We start from the raw sequence: 24,385 nt of genomic DNA on the forward strand, positions 1-24,385 counted from the left end.
CGTGATATGGCCCGAGGAACGACGATGAAAGCCTGGATAACCTTATTGACCGATCCCGCTTACCTGGCCGGGGTCAGGACGCTGCATCAATCATTACAGGACACGCATACGCGTTATCCGCTGGTGGTCATGGTGACCGCCGGGATTGGCCAACAGATCCGTGACGACCTGGCGGCCGAGGGCTGCGATGTGCGCGCCGTTACCCCGCTCCGCCCGCGGGACGGGGTGGCCGGCGGCTACGCCTACGCCCGTTTCGCCGAGGTATGGAGCAAGCTGTGCGCCTGGCGCCTGACCGGGTTCAGCCGGCTGGTGCTGCTCGACGCCGATATGCTGGCGCTGAAAAACATGGACGAGCTGTTCGATATCCCCCTGCCGGCGGGCGGGATCGCCGCCTGCCACGCCTGCCGCTGCAATCCCAACCATATTGCCACCTATCCCAAAAGCTGGGTGCCCGCAAACTGTTATTATACCTACAGCGCCAACCCCGCCGCGCTGCCCGCTGATTTTACGCCGTATTTTAATTCGGGTATTATCGTATTGACGCCTGGGGAAAAAACCTATGACGAACTGGCCGGCCAGGTGGCCGCCATTACCGATCTCGCCGCGTATCCCTTTCCCGAGCAGGATTTGCTCAACGCGTATTTCCAGGGCCGCTGGCTGGCGCTGCCGTACGGCTATAACGCCCTGAAAACGCTATCGGTTCACCACGCGGCCATGTGGCGGATGCCGCAGGTCAAAAACCTGCATTTTATCTTGGACAAACCCTGGCAATACGCCCCGGATCAGCCTGACGCCCGGCACGATCCGTATTATCCCCTTATCGAGCGTTGGTGGATGACCTATCGCCGGCTTGCGCCGAACAGTCGCTGGTAATTGGCGCTTTCCAGGGTCATTTCGGCGATGCCCCGGAGATAGTCGTCATCCATGCTTTCGCGGTAGATGATGTCCGGCACATGCTGCCTGGGGATGGTTTTCTGGCACAGGCGAAAAATATCGGCCGTCATCTGCGGCCCGAGTCCCGCGCCGGTCACGGCGATGGTGCCGGGGTTAATAATGGAAATCAGTGAAATAACCGTATCGGCCACGGTGCGCGCCAGTGCCCGCCCGGCGCCGGGGCGGTTGAGGCAGGGCAAATGGGCAATTTCGCCGGCAAACTGCGTGGCGCCTTCGAGCGCCTTGCCGCCGACGATAATGCCGCAGCCGGGGCAGTGTTTTTCCGGAAACATCAGGTACGCGAGGGGCTGGTCTTTGCTCAGGCGCCGGTTTTTATAAAAACCGTAGGCGGTAAAATTCATATCGTTGCCGATGCGGATAAAGGCGGCGAACCTGGCCGCCAGGATATCGCGCAGCGCCACGTCCTCGAAGGCGGAGATATCGCAGGTCAGCACCCGCCCGTCCACTATCACGCCGGGCAGGCCGATACCTATGGCGCGCACGTTGTATTGCGCCGTTTTGCCGTGGATAAAGGCGATAACGCTGGCGGTATCGGCGCTGGGCAGCGTTTCACGGCCGCCGGCGACGAGGGTGCCGATAGCCGTGGTCAGCGTATAGCCGTAGACGTAATGACCATGCTCCCCCGCCACCGCGAGGCTGAACACATAAAAAAAATGCTCATTATAGATAAAACGCTGCGCAGGTCGTCCGCCGCTGGACGCCTCAAGCGCCTCGTGCAATATTTCACCGCTGGCGCATAAGCTGTTCAATATCGTCCCGCAGGTCGCCAAGCTCAGGCCCGTCGCCTGGGCCACGGTCGCTTTGGTGCCGCGCCGAAGCGCTTTCATCGTTTCAATGACATGGGCAACGTTAATCAGCTTCAGTTGCTGGGTGTTGCTGGTCAGCGGATAATCCATAAGCCCTCGTCGCTATCATTCACGCATACCGTGACAATATACCTTCCTGCGGCGCATAAACCTCCTTTTATCCGGCGTCGCCGTCAGGCCGCGCCACTATGTTACCGTGATTTGATCCGCCCTAAAGCGGGCCGCGGTAAAAAAAAACCGCGTCACCCGCGCGGCGCCCTAGGTTCTGCGTCGTCGGGGCCGCCAAATTGCAGCGGGCGCCGCAGCCAGGGCGCCAGGAACGATGTCAGGCGCCCGGTCGCCGGGTGGCGGAACAACCGCCCCGGCTCGCCGCTTTCCACGATGGCGCCTTCGGCCATAAACACCACCCGGGTGGATACCTGGGCGGCAAAGGACATTTCATGGGTCGCCATGATCATGGTGATGCCCTGGCGCGCCAGCCCGCCGATAACCTCCAGTACCTCCTCCACCCGTTCCGGGTCCAGGGCGGAGGTGGGCTCATCCAGCAGCAGCAGCTCGGGTTCCAGCGCCAGCGCGCGGGCAATGCCGACACGCTGCTGCTGGCCGCCCGACAGCCGGGCCGGCCAGGCGCCGGCATGCTCCGCCATGCCTACCTGCGCCAGCGCGGCGGCGGCAGCGCGGCGCGCCTCGGCGCGCGGCCGCCTTTTTCCCAGGATCAGCGGCGCGGCGACATTCTCCAGCGCCGTCATATGCGGCCACAGGTTGAATTGCTGGAACACCATGGCCAACGGACGCCGCACCCGCGCGATACCCGCGGCGCCGTCCCGATCCCCTGCCGCCCGGCCCGGGCCGCGATAGCCCAGCAGGCGGCCTTTGATCAAAATTTCCCCCCGGTCATAGGCCTCCAGGAAGTTCATGCAGCGCAGCGCGGTGGTCTTGCCCGATCCCGACGGCCCGATCAGGGTTATCACCTCACCGGCGTGCACCTGCAGCGTGATATCGTTCAGTATCCTCCGGGCGCCGAAAGACTTGCCGACGCCGCGTAGTTCAAGGATGGGTTGCCCGGTCATAGGGGTATCCTCCGGAAAATAAGTGGCGGCCAAGCCAGCCGACGGCCAGGCTTATCCCCTGCGCCAGCAGCCAGTAACCGGCGATAAGCAGGGCATAGGGCAAAAAATAGCTATAGGTGCTGGCGGCAATGCGTCCGGCGGCCATGGTCAGCTCGGGCAGGGTGATAATCGATGCCACCGCGCTTTCCTTCACGGTTAAAATCACCTGGTTGCACAGCAGCGGCAGGCTGAAACGCAGCGCCTGCGGGGTCTCGATATGCCAGAAACTTTGCCATGGGGAGATGGCGTGGGCCCGGGCGGCGTCCAGTTGCCCGCGGCCGATGCTTAACCAGGCGCCACGGAAAATTTCGCCGAAATAGGCGGCGCTGTAGAGCGTCAGCGAAAGAATGGCGGCGGGCAGCGCGCCGAGCATCACCCCCAGCGCCGGCAGGCCAAAATAGATCACCGATAGCTGGGCTACAAAGGGCGTGCCGCGTATCAGCCACACATAAACGCGCCACGGCGGGTATAGCAGCCGGCAGCGGCTGCACAGCGCCTGCAGCGTAAAACCGCCCAGGGCGCCGGCCGTCGCCGCGCTCAGGCTGAGGGCCAGGGTCATGGCCATGGCCTGCGCAAAATCAGGCAGGTACAGCAGGATATCGCTCACGAAGGCTCCTTGCGCCAGCGCTGTTCCAGATGGCGGCCCGCCAGGGCCAGCAGGCTGGTCATCACCAGGTAGACCAGGGCGACGGCGAGATAGGCCGGCAGCATCCGGTAGCTTGCGGACGCCAGTTGCTGCCCGACCCGCATAACATCGGTGATGGCGATGACCGAGACCACCGCCGACGCTTTGATCACATCAATCATCTCCGAAATAAACGCCGGCAGCGTCGGCCGCAGCGCCTGTGGCAGGCGAATATGCCAGAACGCCTGCCAGGGTCCCAGGCCGCAGGCCAGGGCGGCATCCTGTTGCCCGGCGGGAACGGCCGCAAAACCGCCGCGCAGGATTTGCGCTTGATAGGCCGCGCTGTTAAGGGTGAGCGCCACGGCGGCGGCGGCCCAGGCGCCGGCCTCAACGCCCAGTTCGCCGGGCAGGTAATAGCACAGCAGCACCAGGACCAGCACCGGCGTACTGCGAAACACGCTGACATAAGCGCGGGCCAGGCCGCGGCAAGCAGGCCAACGCGCGCGCTGCAAACAATAAATGCCGGTGCCGGCGAAAAAGCCGCATAGCATGGCGGCAGCGCTGAGGGAGGCAGTGGTTGCCGCCCCGCCGGCAAGCATCGGCAGCCAGGAGGCGAGCAGGTGGCAAAACTCGGTTAAGTCGTCCATGCCGCGCGCCTTGTCACACATCGGGTACCGGCATTTTATCGTGCGGCAGCGGCGTTTCCACGCCGAACCATTTCAGTTGCAGGTGCTTGAGGGTACCGTCGCGGTTGGCCTCGGCGATGCCGTCGCTAAACAGTTTCACCAGGCTGGCGCTGTCGGCGTCCTTGCGTCCCGCCCAGGCGAAATAGGTGGTGGGCCCCAGCATCGGCCGCATGACGGCGAACACGCCGGGGCGGCTCTTGATAAGCGGCCCGAGATTGGCAAGGGATTGCGCCACGCCATCGAGACGTTGATTGGCCAGGTCGGCATAGGCCTCGTCAAAGGCGATGTATTGCCTGATCTCTTTAACGCCCGTCATGCCCTGTTCCCGCAGCCGCTGGTCGACCGCCTGCAGCACCCGCAGGTGGCTCGAGCCGGCCACGGTGCCCACCACCTTACCGTTCAGATCCGCAAGCGTCGTCAGCGCGGCGTCGTTTTCGCGCTTTAGCAGCGCCACCGTGGATTCGCCCACCGGCACGGTAAACGCGAAACGCGCCATCCGCGGCCGGTCCACCATCATCGCCGTGATCATGAAATCGAATTTTTTGGCATCAAGCCCGGGCAGGATGCCCTGAAAGGGCAAATCCAGTTGCCTGACGCGCACGCCCGGCAAATGTTTTTGCAGGATATGATGCATCAGATCCACGTCGAAGCCGATAATGTTGCCGTCGCGCACCATTTCGAAAGGCGCGTAGCGGGCCTCGGTGGCCACGGTCAGGACTTTTTCCGCTTTAACGCGCGCCAGCAAATCCGCGCCGATGGCCGGCGGGATCAGCGTGCCGGCGACGCAGAGCGCGGCGGCGCAAAAGGTCATGATGTATTTTCGCAAGATCATATCCACTCCCGTCAGGACAAATGGCGCGCGGCGCGGCCGAAGAGGATAGATTAACTTTCTGTAATTGAATGGTTAATGAATTGAAAGCGTAAAAAAGACTTTTTCGGCCTGGCGGCAACTAACGTTAGGCATTTGGCAGCCGTTCATTTTATTATCATTACCGCGCCAGCACGTCGTCTTGCAGATAGCACCGCCGGACCTCGTCTAACCTTGATTGAACGTTAACCAATCGATCGTAAAAAATAGCCTGCTGATTTCAATGAATACTCCAGATGTTTCCCGTTCGACCGCCTGGCTAAGAGTCATTACCCTCGCGTTTGCCGCCTTTATTTTCAACACGTCCGAGTTCGTGCCGGTCGGCCTGCTGACCGATATCGCCCAGAGTTTTCAGATGGAGACCGCCCAGGTCGGGCTGATGCTGACCATCTACGCCTGGGTGGTGGCGCTGATGTCGCTGCCCTTTATGCTGCTGACCAGCCATATTGAACGGCGCGGCCTGCTGGTGATGATCTTTGCCCTGTTTATCGCCAGCCATATCCTCTCGTTCGTGGCCTGGAACTTCACGGTACTGGTGCTATCCAGAATCGGCATCGCCCTGGCGCATGCGGTATTCTGGTCTATTACGGCATCGCTTGCGATCCGCGTCGCGCCGATGGGTAAAAAAACCCAGGCGCTGAGCATGCTGTCCACCGGCACCGCCCTTGCCATGGTGCTGGGACTGCCGCTGGGCCGCATTGTCGGCCAGTTGCTGGGCTGGCGCATCACCTTCCTGGTGATTGGCATTTTCGCCCTGGCGACCCTGGTCTTTATTATCAAACTGCTGCCCAAGCTGCCCAGCGAGCACTCCGGTTCGCTGAAAAGCGTGCCCATGCTGCTAAAACGCCCGGCGCTGATGTCGCTTTACCTGCTGGCGGTGCTGATCGTCACCTCGCATTACACCGTCTACAGCTATATCGAGCCGTTTATCCGCCATGCGGCGGCGCTGGGCGATGATTACACCACCTTACTGCTGTTGATTTTCGGCGGTTCGGGCATTATCGGCAGCGTGGTGTTCGGCGTATGCAGCAATAAATATCCCACCGCCCTGCTGGTCACGTCTATCGTGCTGGTGGTCGTCTGCCTGCTGGTTCTGCAGCCCGCCGCCGGGTATAAAATCAGTTTTGCCGGCCTGAGCGTGATTTGGGGCATGGCGTTTATGGCCATCGGCCTGAGCATGCAGGTGAAGGTTTTAGGGCTGGCGTCGGACGCCACCGATGTGGCCATGTCGTTGTTCTCGGGCATCTTCAATCTGGGCATCGGCGCCGGCGCGCTGTTGGGCAACCAGTTTATCCTGCGCGCGGATCTGGCGTATATCGGCTATCTCGGCGCCCTGCTGGCTATCGTGTCCCTGGCATGGTGCCTGTTTATCTTCCGCCGCTACGCCGCGGAGCTGCGCCGGGCCTGACCGTTCGGTTCGCCGGCGGCGCGGGCATGGCCGATAGCAAAAAATCGTCAAGGACGGCAATGTGTGATGGCTTTCTCGTTTCGCACGCCGGGATTTTGTTACTTCTAAACCAGGCATGGCGTGGCGGCCGTTTTGTCGTGGGCTTTTTCCGGCCATGGCGGCGCGGCGGCGGGACAGACGTATCGGCGGCAGGGCGTGAAAAGCACTTATGAGTATTTTTGTTTCCAAGAAGCTGGTGAATTTTATCGTGTTGGCCCAGACCAACAATATCGCCAAAGCCGCCGAAAAACTGCATATGACCGCCTCGCCCTTCGGTAAAAGCATCGCCGCGCTGGAGGAGATGGTCGGTTATGAGCTGTTCTCGCGCACCGATAACAGCATCAGCCTGAACAAGGCCGGGCAGGAGCTGTACCAGATGCTTTATCCCATCTACCAGCGTCTGGCAAGCATCGACGCGGATATCATGCTGGCCGCCAGCCACCATCAGAAACACTGCGTTATCGGCATCGACACCGCTTACCCGACGATGATCTTCGATCAGCTTATCAGCCTGGGCGACAAGTTTGACGGCTTCACCACCAAACCCTTCGATTTTAATGAAAACGATCTGGTTTCCGGCCTGCTGGACCATGACGTGGACATGATTATTTCGCCGCAGCAGGCCTCGACGCGCATCGCCGAAATGTCCAGCATGCTGATAACGCCGCTTGAACCGCTGCGGCTGGGATTTCTGGTATCGCGCATCCATGACAATGTGCAGGCCAGCGTGCTGCTGCATACCCTGCCCTGGCTGCAGATGCGGTTCCAGCACCGGGCCAATTTCGAGTCGCTTATCGACTCGCATTTCCGTTATGCCGGCATTACCCCCACCATTATCTATCGTCCCTACAGCTTCCTGGCCAAGATCAGCGCCGTCAGCCGCGGGCAATTCCTGACAGTGGTGCCCCATTTCGCCTACCGGTTTGTCAATCCCGCCAGCCTGAAATACTTTGACGCGCCCAATAAGCCGATGTACATGCCGGAATATCTCTATTCGCTGCGCAACTGTAAAACCCTCGGCCGGCTGGTGGATGCCATTGAGCATGACCGCAACGGCACCACCGCCGATGAGCCGCCGTCCTCACACTAGCATGCTGCCGTACTGTTCCAGGTTCTGGTACAAATCGAAGGCATGGGCCAGATCGTGATGGATATGGCCGCTTTTACCCCGCGCCAGGTAGGTATACAGATAGTCCCGGTACATCGGATGGGCGCAGTTGCCGATAATGGCCTCGGCGCGCTGGATGGGCGACAGCCCGCGCAGGTCGGCCACGCCGTGTTCGGTGATAATCACTTTCACGCTGTGTTCGCTGTGATCCACATGGGAGCACATCGGCACGATGGTGGAGATCTTGCCGCCCTTGGCAATGGACGGCGCCATAAAGATGGATAGATAGGCATTGCGCTCAAAATCGCCGCTGCCGCCGATGCCGTTCATTAAATTGACGCCGGCCACATGGGTGGAATTGGCATGGCCGTAGATGTCGAACTCCAGGCCGACATTCAGGGCAATGACCCCCAGACGGCGGATGATTTCCGGATTATTGGAAATTTCCTGCGGCCGCAGCACGATGCGCTCGCTGAAAAAGTCCATATTCTGATAAATCCGCTCCAGCACCGAGGGCGGCACGGTGAGGCTCGAGGCGCTGGCGCCGATAATCCGCTCCTGCTCGAGCAGTTCGATGACCGAGGTCTGCAGCACCTCTGAATACATCATAAACGGCGGAATATCCGGATTCCGGCCCAACACCTTCAGCACCGCGTTGTTGATATTGCCGACGCCGCTCTGCAACGGCAGGAACCCGTCGGGAATGCGTTTGGCGTGCAGTTCCTTCAGCAGAAACTGCTCGACGTTGCGGGCGATTTGCAGGCACAGCGGATTCTCGTTGCCGAACTCGGTAATCTGGTCCGCCAGATGGGTGGGCACCACGGCGATGATTTTTTGCGGGTCGATTTGCACATAATTTTCCCCAACCCGATCCAGGGTATGGAAAATCGGCACCATGGTGCGCAACGGTGGCGCGCCGAGGGAAACGATATCGCTCATCTCGCGGATGCGCGGGGAATGATAGTCGTTAAGCTCAATAATGACCCGCCGCGCCTGCTGCAGGTAGACCGGCGCGTTGCCGATGCCGCTGGTCAGGTACACCCGACCTTCCCTGGTCACCGCCGAGGCTTCGATAACCGCGATATCAATCGGGCCGAAAAAGCCGTAATTGACCATTTGCGCCACTTCGCTCAGATGCAGGTCGACAAAATTCACCGCGCCCTGGTTTATCTTATCGCGCAGCGCAGGCGCGGTCTGGTACGGCGCGCGCCACTCCACGGCGTCGGCTTCCGCGAGCTGGTTGTCCGCCAGCGCGCCGATGGACGCCCCGGTGAGCAGTTTGATGCGATAAGGCTGTTCCCGCAGGTGCAGCGCTATCGCCCGCCGGGCCATGGCCGCGGGCAGGGCTTTGGGGGCGCCGGCCGGGGTAAAGCCGCTAAAGGCCACCATATCGCCATGGGAGATTAATTGCGCGGCTTCATCCGCCGTCATTACCGTAAAATCCTGGTTCATCCTGATCACTCCTTGCGCCGGTTCACCGCGCGGCTTAGTGGCCGATAAAATTCGCCTTGCGTTTTTCCATAAAGGCCGCCATCCCTTCCTGGTAATCCTGGCTGTCGTACACCACCCTGCGCAGCCCCTGAATACGTTCGAACTCATCGGAATTGAGGGTATGGGCTTCGCCGAGCACCCGGAGTTCTTCCTTGATCACCGCCACCGCCAGCGGCGCCTTTTCAGCAATCACGCAGGCCATGCGCATCGTGAAGGACTCCAGCTCGGATGGATCGACGATATGGTTAAGAATGCCGACGTTTAGCGCCCGTTCGGCGGAGATCGGCGCGGCGGTAAAGATAAGCTCCTTGACGATATGAAAACCGGCGTCGCGGATCAGGTTATGGATGCCCACCAGGTTGTAGGGCACGCCCAGGTTGACCGGGGTCATGGAGAAGGTGGACAGGTTGCTGGAAATAATGATATCGGAACTCATGATCAGTTCAAACGCCCCGCCCCAGACGCTGCCTTCCACCATGGAGATAATCGGCTTGGGAAATTTCTGGATGGCGCGGGTGATCTGGCGCAGCGGGTCGTCGTAGGCCAGCGGGTCGCGCCGGGTTTTCGGCAACTCATAGATATCATGGCCGGCGGAGAAAACCTTGGAGCCTTTCGGCGCACGCAGGATAACGCAGCGGATATCGATATTATTCAGATCTTCCAGCGCCTGCAGGATATCGCGGATAAACACCGCGCTCAGCGCATTAAGCTTTTTGGCATAGTTAAACTCAATAATACCCACCCGGTTTTCGATCAGCACTTTGACAAATTCGTACGCCATAATTCATTTCCCTTAATGGTTTAATTTTTCAACAATAAAGTGGGTGACGCTGTCCACGCCGGCGCGCGGCGATACGCGGTGGTTTTCCACCTGCTCCAGCGCCTGCCGGTACCGGTCCTGGATATCGCCGCGGGCGAACAGGGCCGCCAGGGTGTTTTCCTCGATCTGCCTGCGCATGGCATCCAGCTGCTGGCGTTTGCGCAGCGCCATCAGTCCGTTATCCACCGCCATCCGATCATAAAAATCGCCGACGGCGCGCCAGAGCTCGGCGATGCCCCGCGGTTCCAGGGCGCTGCAGGTCAGCACCGGCGGCGTCCAGGCCGGATATTTGCGCCGCATGATGGCGAGCGAGGCCCGGTACATGTGCGCCGTGAGCGCCACCCGGGCGCGGTTATCGCCGTCATCTTTGTTGATAACGATAATATCGGCCATTTCCATAATGCCTTTTTTGATGCCCTGCAGTTCATCGCCGGCGCCGGCCAGCTGCAGCGAGAGAAAACAGTCCACCAGTTGGGCGATATCCACTTCGCTTTGCCCGACCCCCACGGTTTCCACGATCACCAGGTCATAGCCCGCCGCCTCGCACAGCAGCATCAGTTCGCGGGTACGGCGGCTGGTCCCCCCCAGGTAGCCGCCGGTGGGCACCGGGCGGATAAACGCCCGCTGCGCGCGGGAAAGCAGCGACATGCGGGTTTTATCGCCGAGGATGCTGCCGCCGCTGAGCGGGCTGCTGGGGTCGATGGCGATAACCGCCACTTTCAGGCCCAGCGTCAGCACGTAACCGCCCAGGGCCTCGAGAAACGTGCTTTTGCCGGCGCCCGGTACGCCGGTAATACCCAGCCGTTTCGCCCGGCCGGTATGGGGCATGATGCGGTCGAGCAGTTGCGTGGCCAGCGCCTGATGCGCGGGGTGGACGCTTTCGATAAGCGTCATCCCCTGCGCCAGGGCCACCCGATCGCCCGCCAGCAATTGCCCGACGGCCTGATCCAACTGGCCGGCGCTAAGCATGGCAAAGCCCGATTTTATCCAGCACATCGTGCACGCTGGCCAGCATCGGCGTGCCCGGCCCGTAGATGGCGGCCACGCCCCGGCGGTAGAGGAAATCATAATCCTGCGGCGGTATCACCCCGCCCGCCACCACCTTGATATCCTGACGGCCGTAGCCGGCCAGCGCAGCCACCAGCGCCGGAATTAGCGTCTTATGGCCGGCGGCAAGCGAAGAGGCGCCGATCACGTGCACGTCATTTTCCACCGCCAGCTTGGCGATTTCCTCCGGCGTGGAAAACATCGGACTGAGATCGACGTCAAACCCGAGGTCGGAGTAGGCGCTGGCAATCACCTTGGCCCCGCGGTCGTGGCCGTCCTGGCCCATTTTAGCCACCAGAATGCGCGGGCGGCGCCCCTGTTCGGCCAGGAAGCGGTCGGTGGCGGCCTTGATCTGATCAAATTCCGCCGCGCCCTCCGCGCTCTGGTGGTAACTGTTGGCGATAACGCCGGTCACGCAGTTGGTCTGCACCAGGTAGCGGCCGAAGGCGTCCTCGATGGCGGTTGAAATTTCGCCGAGCGTGGCGCGGCTCCGCGCGGCGTGGATCGCCGCTTCCAACAGGTTGCCCCCGTCGCGCGCCGCCCGGCTGATCATGCCGAGCGCGTCGGCAACGGCGCCGCCGTCGCGGGCGGCGCGGATTTGCCGCAGGCGTTCGACCTGTTCCTGGCGCACCTTGACGTTATCGATTTCCAGCACCGAGGTGGCGTCTTCCTGCGCCAGCTTGTATTTGTTCACCCCGACAATCACCCGTTTGCCCTGGTCGATAAGCGACTGCTGGCGGGCGGAGGCTTCTTCAATCATGCGCTTGGGCAGGCCGGCCTCAATGGCTTTGGCCATGCCGCCCACCTCGCCTATCTGGCAGATAATTTCCCGCGCCGCCTTGACGACCTGGTCGGTGAGATTTTCCACATAATACGAACCGGCAAGGGGATCGACGGTACGGCACACCGCCGATTCTTCCTGCAGGATAATTTGGGTGTTGCGGGCGATGCGGGCGGAGAAATCGGTGGGCAGCCCCAGCGCCTCGTCAAAGGCGTTGGTATGCAGCGACTGCGTGCCGCCCAGTACCGCCGCCAGCGCTTCGACGGTGGTGCGGATGACATTATTGTAGGGGTCTTGTTCCGTCAGGCTCCAGCCCGAGGTTTGGCAATGGGTGCGCAGCGCCTGGGATTTGGGGTTGGTGGAACCAAAACCGCTTACCGCCTCGCTCCATAAATAACGGGCGGCGCGCAGCATGGCGACATTCATAAACAGGTCCATGCCGATGCCGAAGAAAAACGACAGGCGCGGCGCGAAGTCATCTATATCCAGGCCGGCGGCCAGCGCCGCCTGGATATATTCAATGCCGTCGGCGATGGTAAACGCCACCTGCTGTACGCAGTTGGCCCCGGCTTCGCCCATATGGTAGCCGCTGATGCTGATGGTGTTGAATTTGGGCATATTGCCGGAACAGTAGGCAATAATATCGGAAATAATGCGCATCGAGGGTTTGGGCGGATAAATATAGGTATTGCGGCAAAGGTATTCTTTTAAAATATCATTTTGGATGGTACCGGTCAGCGCTGCCGGCGGCACGCCCTGCTCTTCGGCGGCCACGATATAAAACGCCATGATGGGGATGACCGCACCGTTCATGGTCATGGACACCGACATTTTATCCAGCGGGATTTGGTCGAACAGTATTTTCATGTCTTCGACGCTGTCGATAGCCACGCCGGCTTTGCCGACGTCGCCGGCCACGCGTTCATTATCCGAGTCGTAACCGCGATGGGTGGGCAAATCGAAGGCGACGGAGAGTCCCTTTTGGCCGGCCGCCAGGTTGCGGCGGTAAAAGGCGTTGGATTCAGTGGCGGTGGAAAACCCGGCATACTGGCGAATGGTCCAGGGCTGGGCGGCGTACATCGTTGCGCGGGGACCGCGCACAAAGGGCGCCATGCCCGGCAGCGAACCGGTGACCTCCAGGTCGGACAGGTCGTCGGCGGTGTAAAGCGGCTTGATGCTGATTTCTTCCGCGGTGAGGGTAGTTAAATCGTCGACGCTTTTGCCCAGCCGTCCCAATTCTTTATTGGCAAGTTTTTCCCATGCCTCTGTTTGCGACATTATATTTCTCCGGATGGAATAGAATTATGTTTATTTCATCGGTCTGCCAGTGCCGGGCAATAGTCCGCCTTGGCGGATAATCCCCATCCAGCCTTGTGAGGTTAAATACAATAAGGCGTTGCTATCTTCGTGATTTAAAACCAATGCGATTAAAACGCCCTGCGTTAATTCGTCATGATGGCCCGCATAACTTTCGATGAAATACCTGGGATTATAAATAGCACCGCCGGGCGAGTTTTACAGCCTCAAAAAATGCATGCTGAGCAATCATTATTTGCCGTATGGGAAATAGCGGGATTTGGCGGGTTCGCTCACTCTTTAACGCGTCTGCGTTGCGGGCGGGGGTTGCGGGGCTTATTTTTTGATTGCAAGCGCGCCATGGGGCTGGTGCGGTCTGGCAATAGGGGATGCCCGCTGGGGTGAATGTCGCCGTGGCCGGGGGGCTTATGTTGCCACGGCGGGGAGGCTGATGGCGCCGTAGCCGGGAGGTTTATGTTGCCGTGGCGGGGGGCTTATGGCGCCGTAGCCGGGAGGTTTATGTTGCCACGGCCGGGGGATTTTTATCGCCGTAGCTGGGAGGTTTATGTTGCCACGGCCGGGGTTTCGCTTGCCGTGCTTTCGGTGGTTATATGCAGTGCCGGGCGCCGGCAAGCGACAAAGAGGCCGTACCGCGACGGCCTCCTTGACCTCCGCGCGCCCGGCAGGTCGCGCGTCGCTGCGCGATGCCTTCCGCCGCCAGTTCCCCCGTTATGCACCGGCCCGGTTAGCGCTCCCGGCGCAACCGGGCCTTTCGCCGCTCCCGGCGGCTCATGCCGGGGGCACTGGCGCCGTCAGCGCGCTTTATGCCGGTCCACATGTCGCTGTTGGCCAAGCGTTTTATGAAGTGACTGCGGCGCTGCTGCTTAGGATAGGGACTGGCGTCGGCATAGGATTGACCATTAGGGATGCAATGGCGATGGAATGCCGTCGGCACAGCAAAATGCAGTCAGGCAGTAAGACATTCATTATTCTGTTTTGCATATTGAGTTTTGAGTTTTAGCAGTAGCGTCAGCTTTTAGCTTTTAGCTTTTATCTCTTAGCTCTTATCCCAAAATGGGTGCTGATATTTTTCCCGGTAAGTGCATGCCGCAAGAAACCTAAAAACGCTGTTTTACTCACAGACGATGGTGTTGACGTGGTGCCGGCATAGAGTGCGCCGGCAGCGCCCATCATGGCGGGATGAGCCGCCGCGAGCGGCGAAAGTCCGGGCTGCGCCGGGAGCGCATCCCGGACGGTCCCAAAGCCGGGATGGGTGATGCCGGGAACCGCGCAGCGGCGCACGACCTGCCGGACGCGCGGAGGTCAAGGAGGCCGTCGCGGTACGGCCTCTTTGTCGCTTGCCGGCACCGGACACGCCATATAACCACCGAACGCACGGCAAGCGAAACCTTCGCCGAGGCAGCATAAGCCTTGCCTCCCGCTAACGCACGGCAAACGAACCCTCGCCGAGGCGGCATAAGCCTTGCCTCCCGCTAACGCACGGCAAACGAACCTTCGCCGAGGCGGCATAAGCCTTGCCTCCCGCTAACGCACGGCAAACGAACCCTCGCCGAGGCGGCATAAGCCTTGCCTCCCGCTAACGCACGGCAAACGAACCTTCGCCGAGGCGGCATAAGCCTTGCCTCCCGCTAACGCACGGCAAACGAACCTTCGCCGAGGCGGCATAAGCCTTGCCTCCCGCTAACGCACGGCAAACGAACCCTCGCCGAGGCGGCATAAGCCTTGCCTCCCGCTAACGCACGGCAAGCGAAACCTTCGCCGAGGCAGCATAAGCCTTGCCTCCCGCTAACGCACGGCAAACGAACCCTCGCCGAGGCGGCATAAGCCTTGCCTCCCGCTAACGCACGGCAAACGAACACTCGCCGAGGCGGCATAAGCCTTGCCTCCCGCTAACGCACGGCAAACGAACCCTCGCCGAGGCGGCATAAGCCTTGCCTCCCGCTAACGCACGGCAAACGGACCCTCGCCGAGGCGGCATAAGCCTTGCCTCCCGCTAACGCACGGCAAACGAACCTTCGCCGAGGCGGCATAAGCCTTGCCTCCCGCTAACGCACGGCAAACGAACCCTCGCCGCGGGGGCTATAAGCCTCCCCCGAGCCGCCGGCGTTACATCCAGCGACGGCGCGTGGGACGGCGTCAGAAGTGGATTACGGTGCGAATGGATTTACCTTCATGCATTAAATCGAACGCGTCGTTAATCCGCTCCAGCGGCAGGGTATGGGTGATAAAGGGATCGAGATTGATTTCACCGGCCATGGCCTGCTCCACCATGCCCGGCAACTGCGTGCGCCCCTTGACGCCGCCGAAGGCGGACCCGCGCCATACCCGGCCGGTAACCAGTTGGAACGGACGGGTGCGGATCTCCTTGCCGGCGCCGGCTACGCCGATAATGATGCTTTCGCCCCAGCCCTTGTGACAACACTCAAGCGCCGCGCGCATAACATCGACGTTGCCGATGCATTCAAAACTGAAATCCACGCCGCCGTCGGTGAGTTCGACAATCACCTCCTGGATCGGCCGCGCATGATCCTTGGGATTGATGCAATCGGTGGCGCCCATCGAGCGGGCCAGATCAAATTTACCCGGATTGGTGTCGACGGCGATAATCCGCCCGGCCTTGGCCTGCACCGCGCCCTGGATCGCTGCAAGGCCTATGCCGCCCAGGCCGAAAATGGCGACGGTGTCGCCGGCCTTGACCTTGGCGGTGTTATGCACCGCGCCGATGCCGGTGGTGACGCCGCAGCCGAGCAGGCAGACCTTTTCCAGCTGCGCCTGGGGATTTATCACCGCCAGGGAAATCTCGGCCACCACGGTATATTCGCTGAAGGTACTGGTGCCCATATAGTGATAAAGGGGCTGACCGTTATAGGAAAAACGGGTGGTGCCGTCCGGCATCAGGCCCTTACCCTGCGTAACGCGTACCGCCTGGCACAGGTTGGTCTTGCCGGAGGTGCAGAATTTGCAGACGCCGCATTCGGCGGTATAAAGGGGAATGACATGATCGCCGGGCTTTACGCTGGTTACGCCTTCGCCCACTTCCATTACAATGCCGCCGCCCTCATGGCCCAGCACGGCGGGAAACAGCCCTTCGGGGTCGTCTCCCGACAGGGTGAAAGCGTCGGTGTGGCAGACGCCGGTGTGGGTAATCCTCACCAGCACCTCGCCCTTTTGCGGCGGCGCAACGTCAATCTCAACGATTTTGAGAGGCTGGCCCGGCCCGAAGGCAACGGCTGCACGAGATTTCATAAAGGTTCTCCAATCATAAACAGCACCGGTCAACATCTTACCGTCGACGGCGTCATTACTTCAAATAGGAACGCACCAGGCTGGCGACATCGTTAAGCCGGGCCGCCTTCTGCGCCGGCGTCAGGTCTTCCTCGCCCAGTTCGTCGCGGATATGAATTTCCATAATTTCAGACATCAGGCCGTGGGAAGCGCCGCGGATGGCGGCGATCTGCTGCAGCAGCGCGCCGCAGTCGACGCCCGTTTCCAGGCCGCGCTCCAGCGCCTCCACCTGCCCTTTGATGCGCCGGACCCGCAGCAGGACGCGTTTTTTATCTTCAGCTGAACGAGGCATTTCCCGACCCGTATGAAAATATAGTATAGGGGGGTATAGTATAGATAAAGAAAAAAAGATCAAGCCATTCGCGCGCGGCGCGCAACATAAGCGCTCGTTGCCCCCGCCCGATCCGGACAACGATCGGAGATGAAAACACGCGTGCGGGCGTCAATCGGCCGATGGCTTCGATAGGGTAATACATTGAGGAATAATTCCGCGGGGGACTATACTGCATGCACAGGATGTCGCGTTAGATCCTTCATATTACCAGTCGTTTCATAAGGACAGCATTATCATGAGCGTACAGACAGCCGCACCGTCGTCGATCAAAACGGTTAATCCCGCCACCAATAAAATCGAAAAACAATTCGACGTTATGTCCGACCAGCAGATCGAACAGATCCTGGCCGCCGCCGACGCCGCCTTCCAGCAATGGAAAAAAACCCCGTTCGCCGAACGGGCCAAACTGCTGCATAACGTGGCCGCCATCCTGCACGATCGCCAGGATGAGCTGGGCAAGCTGTGTACCATTGAAATGGGCAAGCTGCACGCCGAAGGCGTGGGCGAAGTGCAGCTGTGCGCTGATATATTTGATTATTATGCCGATCACGGCGAACGGTTCCTGGCCGACAAGCCCCTGGAAACCGGAATTGGCAGCGCATTTCTCAGCTATGACCCCCTCGGCGTGCTGCTGAGCGTGCAGCCATGGAATTTCCCGTTCTACCAGATCACCCGTTCGGCGGCGCCGAATATCATGGCCGGGAATACCATGGTGTTGAAACACGCCTCCAACGTACCGCAGTGCGCGGCCATGATGGAGCGTATCTTTATCGATGCCGGCGCGCCCGTGGGCGTTTACACTAACCTGTTCGTGCCCGGCGCCAAGGTATCGCAATTAATAGGCGATAAGCGCATCAAGGGCGTGTCCCTGACCGGCAGCGAGGCGGCGGGATCAAGCTTTGCCGCCGAGGCCGGCAAACATGTCAAGAAATCGACCCTGGAGCTGGGCGGCAGCGACGCCTTTGTGGTGCTGGCGGATGCCGATCTTGATCTGGCGGTAAAAACCGCCGCCATGGGACGTTTATGGAACGCCGGCCAGGTCTGTGTGTCGCCCAAGCGTATTATCGTGCTGGAAGACGTCGCCGAGGCATTTATCGCCAAGGCGCGGGCCATTTATGAAAAGATCAGGATCGGCGACCCGCTGGATCCGTCCACGCAGCTCGCCCCGCTCAGCAGTGAAAAAGCGGCCGGGGAGATCGTTGAGCAGGTGGCAACCGCAGTGAAGGAAGGCGCCAAACTGATCTACGGCGGCCACCGCGTGGACCGGCCGGGCGCGTATATGGAACCGACCATCCTCACCGGCATCAAACCCGGCATGGCGGCCTACGCCGAGGAAATCTTCGGACCGGTGCTGTGCGTGTATGCCGTCAAGGACGAGGCGCAGGCGATTGCGCTGGCCAACGACTCCATCTTCGGCCTGGGGGGCACCGTCTTCGGCACCGATACCGCCAGGGCCGTGGCGGTGGCGCGGCAAATCGATTCCGGTATGGTCTATATCAACCATACCACAGGTATTGCCCCGGAGCTGCCGTTTGGCGGCACCAAAAACTCCGGCTATGGCCGCGAACAATCCCCGGCGGGGATTCATGAATTCGTCAATGAAAAGCTGATCCGCATCACCACGCCCGACGCGCCTTATTGATCCTACCCGGGGCCGGCATGGCCCGTAAATCACGCCTGTTTCCTGCGGCTAACGCGCCGGGGGAAACAGGCTGCCCGGTTCATTCCCCCCGCGGATTCACCGTGCGCCGACCGTTGACCGCGCCTGCGCTTATTGCCGATATCAGCGTGATAATTACCGGTGTTTTTAAATTAAAACGGCATTTCATTATTATGAATATGAATAATGCCGTGCTTTGCCGCACGGAGAATATCCACGCCATTACAAATTTAGTTTAATTTATCAACTAATCGTGGAATACTAACCCGGCCGAAAAATGGGATGCCGCAGTTGGGCAAAAACATCTCTCTCCATAATTTTTTAATTTATTATGCGGCGAAATACCTATAAATTGTGATCACCATCGCAATATTAAAATTAAAAATTATCTAAAACCCATATTTATGATCCACCGCACAGACTCCATGTTCCCACAAAAATAGTCCTGATCCCGGCTCTAATATTGGTCATTTGCATAATGACTTACCCTGGCGCCATTTTTATACTGCCTGCTCAAATTACGGATGGCGATTGATACCTCTTCTTTTTTACGTATCGCGCCGATACCCATTCAACGTATACCCAGTCCCCTACCGACAGACAGTATTTTAATTATGAGGCCTATGGCGGCGGCGACAATTCGCCGGGAATAAATGCCTTAGGCGCGCAGCGTTAACGCGGAGACATCGTATGGCAATCGAGTCCACTTTGGACCAAAAAGGCAGGACCCACGTACGTTATGTGGTGCTGTTATTTATATTTATTATTACGGCGGTTAACTATGCCGACCGGGTTACCCTGTCGATAGCCGGCACAGCGGTGTCCCACGATTTGGGGCTGGATGTGGTCAACCTGGGCATGATTTTTTCATCGTTCGGCATCGCCTATCTGTTGATGCAAATCCCCGGCGGCTGGCTGCTTGACCGGTTCGGGTCGATTAAAGTCTATAGCTACAGTTTGTTTTTCTGGTCATTGTTCACACTGCTGCAAGGATTCGTCGGGGTGCTGTCGGTGCCGATGGCGGTCTTTTCGCTGTTTATGCTGCAGTTCCTGCTGGGCTTCGCCGAAGCCCCGGCTTTCCCGGCCAATGCCCGTATTGTCGCCGCGTGGTTCCCGGCCAAGGAGCGCGCCACGGCGTCGTCGATTTTCAACGCCGCGCAGTATTTTTCCCTGGCGATTTTTTCGCCTTTCCTGGGCTGGCTGGTCTATGCGTGGAGCTGGAAACACGTCTTTACCGTCATGGGCGTCATCGGTTTTATCCTGACGTTTCTGTGGATAAAATTTGTCCATAACCCGTTTGAATCCCCCTACGCGTCGCGCGCCGAGCTGGATTATATCGAGCAGGGCGGCGGCGTGGTCAATATGGACAGCAAAAAGGCGAAGGATAACGGACCGAAATGGAACTACGTTAAGCAACTGCTCACCAGCCGTATGATGCTGGGCATCTTTTTCGGCCAGTATTTCCTCAACACCATTACCTGGTTCTTCCTGACCTGGTTCCCCATCTATCTGGTGCAGGAAAAAGGGATGAGCATCCTTAAGGTAGGCATCATCGCCTCCATTCCGGCGTTATGCGGTTTTGTCGGCGGTATTTCGGGCGGCGTGGTGTCGGATTTCCTGCTTAAGCGCGGCTGTTCGCTTACCTTTGCCCGCAAGGCGCCGATCGTGTTCGGCATGCTGCTCGCATCCAGCATGATCCTTTGCAACTACACCGATAATACGGTGCTGGTGGTGGCGCTGATGGCGCTGGCATTCTTCGGTAAAGGCTTCGGCGCGCTGGGCTGGCCGGTGATTGCGGATACCGCGCCGAAAGAGGTGATCGGCCTGTGCGGCGCCATCTTCAACGTGTTCGGCAATGTCGCCTCCATCGTCACCCCGTTGCTGATTGGTTTTCTGGTCAAGAATCTGCACTCGTTTAACAGCGCGCTGATTTTTGTCGGCTGCTCGGCCATTATGTCGATGCTGTGCTATTTGCTGGTGGTGGGTAAAATCCAGCGGCTGGTGCTGAAAAACGTTCCGGCGTAATCCTGTATAGGGGCGGGCGGGAAACCCGCCCCCCCTCATCTGCCTATTTTCCCTCTCCCCTCCCCCTTGACGCGCCTGGACATCCTTTCCCCGGCCCGTGCCTTTTGCCTGTTGATCAGAAATCGTAGCCCACGGTGGCCACCAGCGAGCGCTCCGCGCCCCAATAGCAATAGCCGGTGCCATAACAGGCCGCCACGTATTTCCGATCGGTGAGGTTATTGGCGTTAAGCTGCACATAGGCCCCCTTCCACTGCGGGTTCCAGGCGGCAAGATCGGCGCGTAGCGAAACATCCAGCAGGGTCACCGACGGCACGCGCCGCGTGTTTTCATTATCTGCCCACTGCCGGCCGATATAACGCACCCCGCCGCCCAGGTTGATGCCGTAATCCGCCTGGTACTGCGCCCAGAGCGACGCCATCTGATCCGGCGTGACATAAGGCGTGTTGCCGTCGTTGCCGTCCACGGCGTCCCTGAAGCGTACCCGGTTATAGGTATAGCCGGCTATGCCGGCCAGACGCTCGGTGAGCTGCGTGCGGGCCTCCAGTTCAATCCCCTGGGAATGTACCTTGCCCGCCGGGACATAATAGCTGCCCTGCACGATACGGTTGGCCACATCTTTTTGCGTCAGGTCGTAAATCGCCAGGGTATACAGCGACGAAGTACCGGGGGGCTGGTATTTTATCCCGGCTTCGTACTGCTCGCTGGTGGTCGGTTTCAACAGGTTGCCGTCGGCGCCGGACAAGGCCTGCGGCGTGACGGCCTGGCTAAAGCTGACATAAGGCGAAATGCCGCTGTCAAAGGCATACAGCAGCGACCCGCGGCCGCTGATATGATCGTCCTGGCGCCGGTAGGTGGTGTCGGTATTGAACGTGGTATTTTTGGCCACGATGCGATCGTAGCGCCCGGACAGATCCAGGTGCCATTTATCCAGCGTCATCTCATCTTGCAGATAGACCCCGCTTTGTGAGTAGCGGCGTTTGGCATCGACGCGCGTGACGCCCGGCACGGTCAGGCCGTAGTCGGTGAACAGCCCCGGGCCGCCGCTGACGCCGGTGAGCGCATTGAGCGGGGTGGCGTAGGCGCTGTCGTCCCACAGGTCGTTGGTATATTCATGGTATTCACCGCCCAGCACCACTTTATGCTGTAGGTCGCCGGTGCTGAAATCGGCCACCAGCTGGTTATCCATGGCGTAAGCGGCAAGCGAGGACGATTCGCCGGAATAATAGCGGTTAAGCAATGTACGATCGCTGTTCCAGCCAATCTGGTAAACCTGCTGCTGGTCGACGTTGGCATGGGTATAACTGCCGTTGGAGCGGATTGACCAGACGTCGTCGATGCTATGGTCGAATTCATAGCCGTAGATTTGCTGGCGGCGCTTAAAGGTATTCAGGCTGCTTTCGCCGTCAAAAAACCCGCGGTCCAGCTTGGCGCCGCTGCTGGCGTACAGGCTGCCGTCCGCCGGCACCGCGCTGTGATAACCGCCCGACGGATCTTTTTGCAGATAGGCTTTTAACAGCAGCGACGTGTTGCCGTCCGGCTGCCATAACAGCGACGGCGCGATGGCATAGCGTTCCTCGCGCTGGTGATCGTACTGGGTATCGCTATGGCGCGTGATGCCCGTCAGGCGGAACGCCCATTGATCGCTGACGGCGCCGGTATAGTCGAACGCCGCGCCGGTGGTGGCGTTATTGCCGGCCATCAGCTTGATATGCCCTTCGCTGGCAAAACGGGGGCGTCTGGACGTCATCATCACCAGGCCGCCGGGAATGGTCTGGCCGTAAAGCGCCGACGACGGACCGCGAATCACATCGACGCGCTCCAGGAACCAGGGATCGATTTGCAGGTTGTTATAGCTGCCGCCGTCGCTCATCAACCGCAGGCCGTCCAGGAAGGTATTATTGGTATCGCCGCCGTGGAATCCGCGCAGGGAAACGGTCTCGTAGCGGGTCGCGCCGCCGGCGAAGTTGGTAAATACCCCCGGCGTATAATTCAACGCGCTGTTCACCGTCAGGGCGGCCTGATCGTCCATTTGCCGGCGCGTCACCACCGACACCGACTGGCCGGTGGTAATCAGCGGCTGATCGGTTTTGGTCGCCCCGCGGCTGGTGTTGGCGGTGTAGCCCCGGGTCGGCGCATCGGCGCTGTCGGCCGTCTGGGCCGCGGTAACCACCAGGGTATCCTCGGCATAGGTGAATAACGGCGCCGCGAAAGCGAGTGAACACAGCAGAGTGGAACGTGTTAAGCGCAAGACCCTTCTCATTATATCTTTCCATTGACAGGTGAATGAAATTGAAACTAAATGATAATTATTATCTTTCTTATTTATTGATTCAAGAAATAATTTAACACATTTAAGGAATTGGCCGGAACGGCAAGGCTTACGCGGGGCGGGATGGCGGCTGCGAGACGTTGCTACGCCTCGATACGGCAATGGAAAGGGTTAGTCTAAGATGGCCTGGCGGCGGTAGGCTTAACCCCGTTTTTGCCAGTCGGCAGCGTCTTTTTCTTCTTTTTCTTCTTTTTCTTCTTCTCCTTCATTCGACGCCAGACGCATATTGGCCGATGCCGCGTGCGAGACATACAGCGCCAGCAGCGCGGCGGCAAACTCATCGTCCAGCGTGTAGAAATAGCATTCGGGTACGTTCAGGATGCGGGCAAACGCACAGCAGGTTTCAAAATTGGGACGATATATCCCATTTTCATACTGACTAATTCTGGAACGGGCGGTGGACTCATCGATGCCAGCCATGACCGCCAGCTTTTCCTGTGTCAGCTGGGCCCTGTGCCGGGCTTCTTTCAGGCGTTTTGGAATCATCTTCAAATATGAGTAAAGTTAGCTTGATAATCTGTTTAGCATCACTTAACATCAGAGTTGTTTAGAATAACTAAACACTTTATAAGAATAGAACACACATCAGGGTTAGGGCCGGTAATTACCGGCCTGATTTTGTGCTATGTGTAACGCCATCATTCCACTCAGTAAATTTCCCCTGCCCCGCAAAAATCCCGTGCTTTTAATAATTTCCGAGTTTTTTGATCTTTTCTGATTGCTATGACCGTCACGCAATGTCAATCAGAGGTTTACACCCGGTGGCACAGATTGCCGTGGTAGTAATAATTTATTAATGCCAAAAATTGTGAGCTTAATCACATTGAAACGCTTGCCGCCATCCCGCGCACAATGTTCCGCGGACAATTGCTTGAGATAATTTCAAAACGATGTTTTATTAAAAATAAATAAAAACTATTTTTTTTGAAATACATGAGATCAGTCACAACGGTAACCTCATGAAATTGGTTAGCATTGCCCCTCTTTAACGATGTCACTGGTAAGGAATAACCATGTATAAAATTGCAGGCGCGGCCCTTCTTTCATTGCTGTTGAGCAGCAGCTGTTTCGCCCAAAGCGCCGATGCCACGGCGGTAACCAAGGCGGTGGAAACCATGCGCCAGGCCATGGTCAGCGCCAAGAAAGCCGATCTGGAGAAAGTGGGCGCGCCGACGCTGAGCTATGGCCACTCCAGCGGTAAAATCCAGAACAACGCCGAATTTGTCGATGCCATCGTCACCGGTCAATCCAAATTCCTGACGCTGGATCTCAAAGACCAAACCGTGCAGGTCGACGGCGACGTGGCCATCGTCAGGCATATCCTGCAGGCGAAAACCGCGGACGGCGGCAAGCCGGGCGAAGTGAAAATCGGCGTCATGCAGGTATGGCAGAAAAATGCGGCGGGCGCCTGGAAGCTCCTGGCGCGCCAGGCCTATTCATTGCCTAAATAAACCCCTGCCAGCGCGGCTCTCGGATATGAGGGCCGCTGCGTCGTTTTCCCCGCGCCCACCGGGCTTTCCGCTGTAAAAAAAATGTAACTTTTTGTCAACGCAAAAAGAATTCATCTCCTGCTTTTTAGCCGAGCGGTGAAGTTTTACTGTTTTAAATCAATTGATTAAAAAAATAATTTCTTGTATTTCGCCGTTCAATTCTTTTTACCCGCACCACCCGCCGGCGCGGCTTGTCACAAAAC

Annotated in this window: 18 protein-coding genes and 1 pseudogene; 6 read left to right on the forward strand and 13 right to left on the reverse strand. The window is 59.0% G+C overall.

Annotation, left to right across the window (positions count from 1 at the left end; genetic code table 11):
* The first annotated feature begins 24 nt into the window (after positions 1–24).
* A complete protein-coding gene (locus ACL2XM_RS12895) occupies positions 25–873 on the forward strand; it encodes a glycosyltransferase family 8 protein (protein WP_413728648.1) in 849 nt (282 codons plus the stop codon).
* Here the strand turns inward: ACL2XM_RS12895 and ACL2XM_RS12900 are convergent.
* From ACL2XM_RS12900 to ACL2XM_RS12920, 5 genes are all read right to left on the reverse strand, one after another.
* Positions 840–1,850 (reverse strand): ROK family protein, encoded by a 1,011-nt coding sequence (locus tag ACL2XM_RS12900; RefSeq protein ID WP_413733098.1) that lies wholly within the window; start codon positions 1,848–1,850, stop codon positions 840–842. The genes ACL2XM_RS12895 and ACL2XM_RS12900 overlap by 34 nt on opposite strands.
* A 152-nt stretch (positions 1,851–2,002) precedes the next feature.
* Positions 2,003–2,830, reverse strand: a complete 828-nt coding sequence (locus ACL2XM_RS12905) for an amino acid ABC transporter ATP-binding protein (protein WP_413730667.1) — start codon at positions 2,828–2,830, stop codon at positions 2,003–2,005.
* Positions 2,808–3,476 carry an amino acid ABC transporter permease gene (locus ACL2XM_RS12910; protein WP_413722471.1) on the reverse strand — a complete coding sequence of 223 codons (669 nt, stop codon included), beginning with the start codon at positions 3,474–3,476 and terminating at the stop codon, positions 2,808–2,810. The genes ACL2XM_RS12905 and ACL2XM_RS12910 overlap by 23 nt, the downstream gene beginning before the upstream one ends.
* A complete protein-coding gene (locus ACL2XM_RS12915; protein ID WP_413733099.1) occupies positions 3,473–4,141 on the reverse strand; it encodes an amino acid ABC transporter permease in 669 nt (222 codons plus the stop codon). Before ACL2XM_RS12915 ends, ACL2XM_RS12910 begins: the two co-directional genes overlap by 4 nt.
* Positions 4,142–4,154: 13 nt before the next feature.
* A complete protein-coding gene (locus ACL2XM_RS12920; RefSeq protein WP_410015680.1) occupies positions 4,155–5,012 on the reverse strand; it encodes a transporter substrate-binding domain-containing protein in 858 nt (285 codons plus the stop codon).
* A 259-nt stretch (positions 5,013–5,271) separates the two neighbouring features.
* On the opposite strand from ACL2XM_RS12920, the gene ACL2XM_RS12925 reads away from it, so the two are divergent.
* Both ACL2XM_RS12925 and srsR read left to right on the forward strand, forming a co-directional pair.
* A complete protein-coding gene (locus tag ACL2XM_RS12925; protein WP_413733101.1) occupies positions 5,272–6,456 on the forward strand; it encodes a sugar transporter in 1,185 nt (394 codons plus the stop codon).
* A 208-nt stretch (positions 6,457–6,664) separates the two neighbouring features.
* Positions 6,665–7,585, forward strand: coding sequence for a LysR family transcriptional regulator SrsR (srsR, locus tag ACL2XM_RS12930; RefSeq protein WP_413730670.1), 921 nt, complete (start codon positions 6,665–6,667; stop codon positions 7,583–7,585).
* Here srsR and ACL2XM_RS12935 read toward each other — a convergent pair.
* The 6 genes from ACL2XM_RS12935 to ACL2XM_RS12960 all read right to left on the reverse strand — a co-directional run bounded on the left by ACL2XM_RS12935 (position 7,577) and on the right by ACL2XM_RS12960 (position 16,636).
* Positions 7,577–9,055: a succinate CoA transferase gene (locus ACL2XM_RS12935; protein WP_410015683.1), complete on the reverse strand. Its 1,479-nt coding sequence runs from the start codon at positions 9,053–9,055 to the stop codon at positions 7,577–7,579. The two genes, srsR and ACL2XM_RS12935, sit on opposite strands and share 9 nt — an antisense overlap.
* A 34-nt stretch (positions 9,056–9,089) precedes the next feature.
* The gene (gene scpB, locus ACL2XM_RS12940) at positions 9,090–9,875 is read right to left on the reverse strand and encodes a methylmalonyl-CoA decarboxylase (RefSeq protein ID WP_410015684.1); all 786 of its coding nucleotides are present in this window, start codon (positions 9,873–9,875) and stop codon (positions 9,090–9,092) included.
* A 12-nt stretch (positions 9,876–9,887) separates the two neighbouring features.
* A complete protein-coding gene (gene meaB, locus ACL2XM_RS12945; protein WP_413733223.1) occupies positions 9,888–10,883 on the reverse strand; it encodes a methylmalonyl Co-A mutase-associated GTPase MeaB in 996 nt (331 codons plus the stop codon).
* On the reverse strand, positions 10,876–13,020 hold the full coding sequence (gene scpA, locus ACL2XM_RS12950) for a methylmalonyl-CoA mutase (RefSeq protein WP_413733102.1): 2,145 nt from the start codon (positions 13,018–13,020) through the stop codon (positions 10,876–10,878). Before scpA ends, meaB begins: the two co-directional genes overlap by 8 nt.
* 2,175 nt (positions 13,021–15,195) lie before the next feature.
* Entirely contained in the window at positions 15,196–16,305 is a 1,110-nt protein-coding gene (locus tag ACL2XM_RS12955) for an S-(hydroxymethyl)glutathione dehydrogenase/class III alcohol dehydrogenase (RefSeq protein WP_413733104.1), read from the reverse strand.
* 55 nt (positions 16,306–16,360) lie between these two features.
* Positions 16,361–16,636 carry a metal/formaldehyde-sensitive transcriptional repressor gene (locus ACL2XM_RS12960; RefSeq protein WP_410015687.1) on the reverse strand — a complete coding sequence of 92 codons (276 nt, stop codon included), beginning with the start codon at positions 16,634–16,636 and terminating at the stop codon, positions 16,361–16,363.
* Between the two features lie 277 nt (positions 16,637–16,913).
* On the opposite strand from ACL2XM_RS12960, the gene ACL2XM_RS12965 reads away from it, so the two are divergent.
* Positions 16,914–18,320 carry an NAD-dependent succinate-semialdehyde dehydrogenase gene (locus ACL2XM_RS12965; RefSeq protein WP_413733105.1) on the forward strand — a complete coding sequence of 469 codons (1,407 nt, stop codon included), beginning with the start codon at positions 16,914–16,916 and terminating at the stop codon, positions 18,318–18,320.
* A gap of 708 nt (positions 18,321–19,028) precedes the next feature.
* Positions 19,029–20,363, forward strand: a complete 1,335-nt coding sequence (locus tag ACL2XM_RS12970; RefSeq protein WP_410015689.1) for an MFS transporter — start codon at positions 19,029–19,031, stop codon at positions 20,361–20,363.
* 115 nt (positions 20,364–20,478) lie between these two features.
* Here ACL2XM_RS12970 and ACL2XM_RS12975 read toward each other — a convergent pair whose 3' ends face one another.
* The gene (locus ACL2XM_RS12975) at positions 20,479–22,623 is read right to left on the reverse strand and encodes a TonB-dependent siderophore receptor (RefSeq protein ID WP_413730676.1); all 2,145 of its coding nucleotides are present in this window, start codon (positions 22,621–22,623) and stop codon (positions 20,479–20,481) included.
* A 309-nt stretch (positions 22,624–22,932) separates the two neighbouring features.
* A pseudogene (locus ACL2XM_RS12980) lies at positions 22,933–23,178 on the reverse strand (helix-turn-helix transcriptional regulator); the annotation flags it as partial.
* 527 nt (positions 23,179–23,705) lie between these two features.
* On the opposite strand from ACL2XM_RS12980, the gene ACL2XM_RS12985 reads away from it, so the two are divergent.
* Positions 23,706–24,143, forward strand: a complete 438-nt coding sequence (locus ACL2XM_RS12985) for a nuclear transport factor 2 family protein (RefSeq protein ID WP_413722464.1) — start codon at positions 23,706–23,708, stop codon at positions 24,141–24,143.
* Positions 24,144–24,385 lie beyond the last annotated feature (242 nt).

The sequence above is a fragment of the Sodalis sp. RH20 genome (assembly GCF_047324205.1).
Taxonomy (GTDB): domain Bacteria; phylum Pseudomonadota; class Gammaproteobacteria; order Enterobacterales; family Enterobacteriaceae; genus Acerihabitans.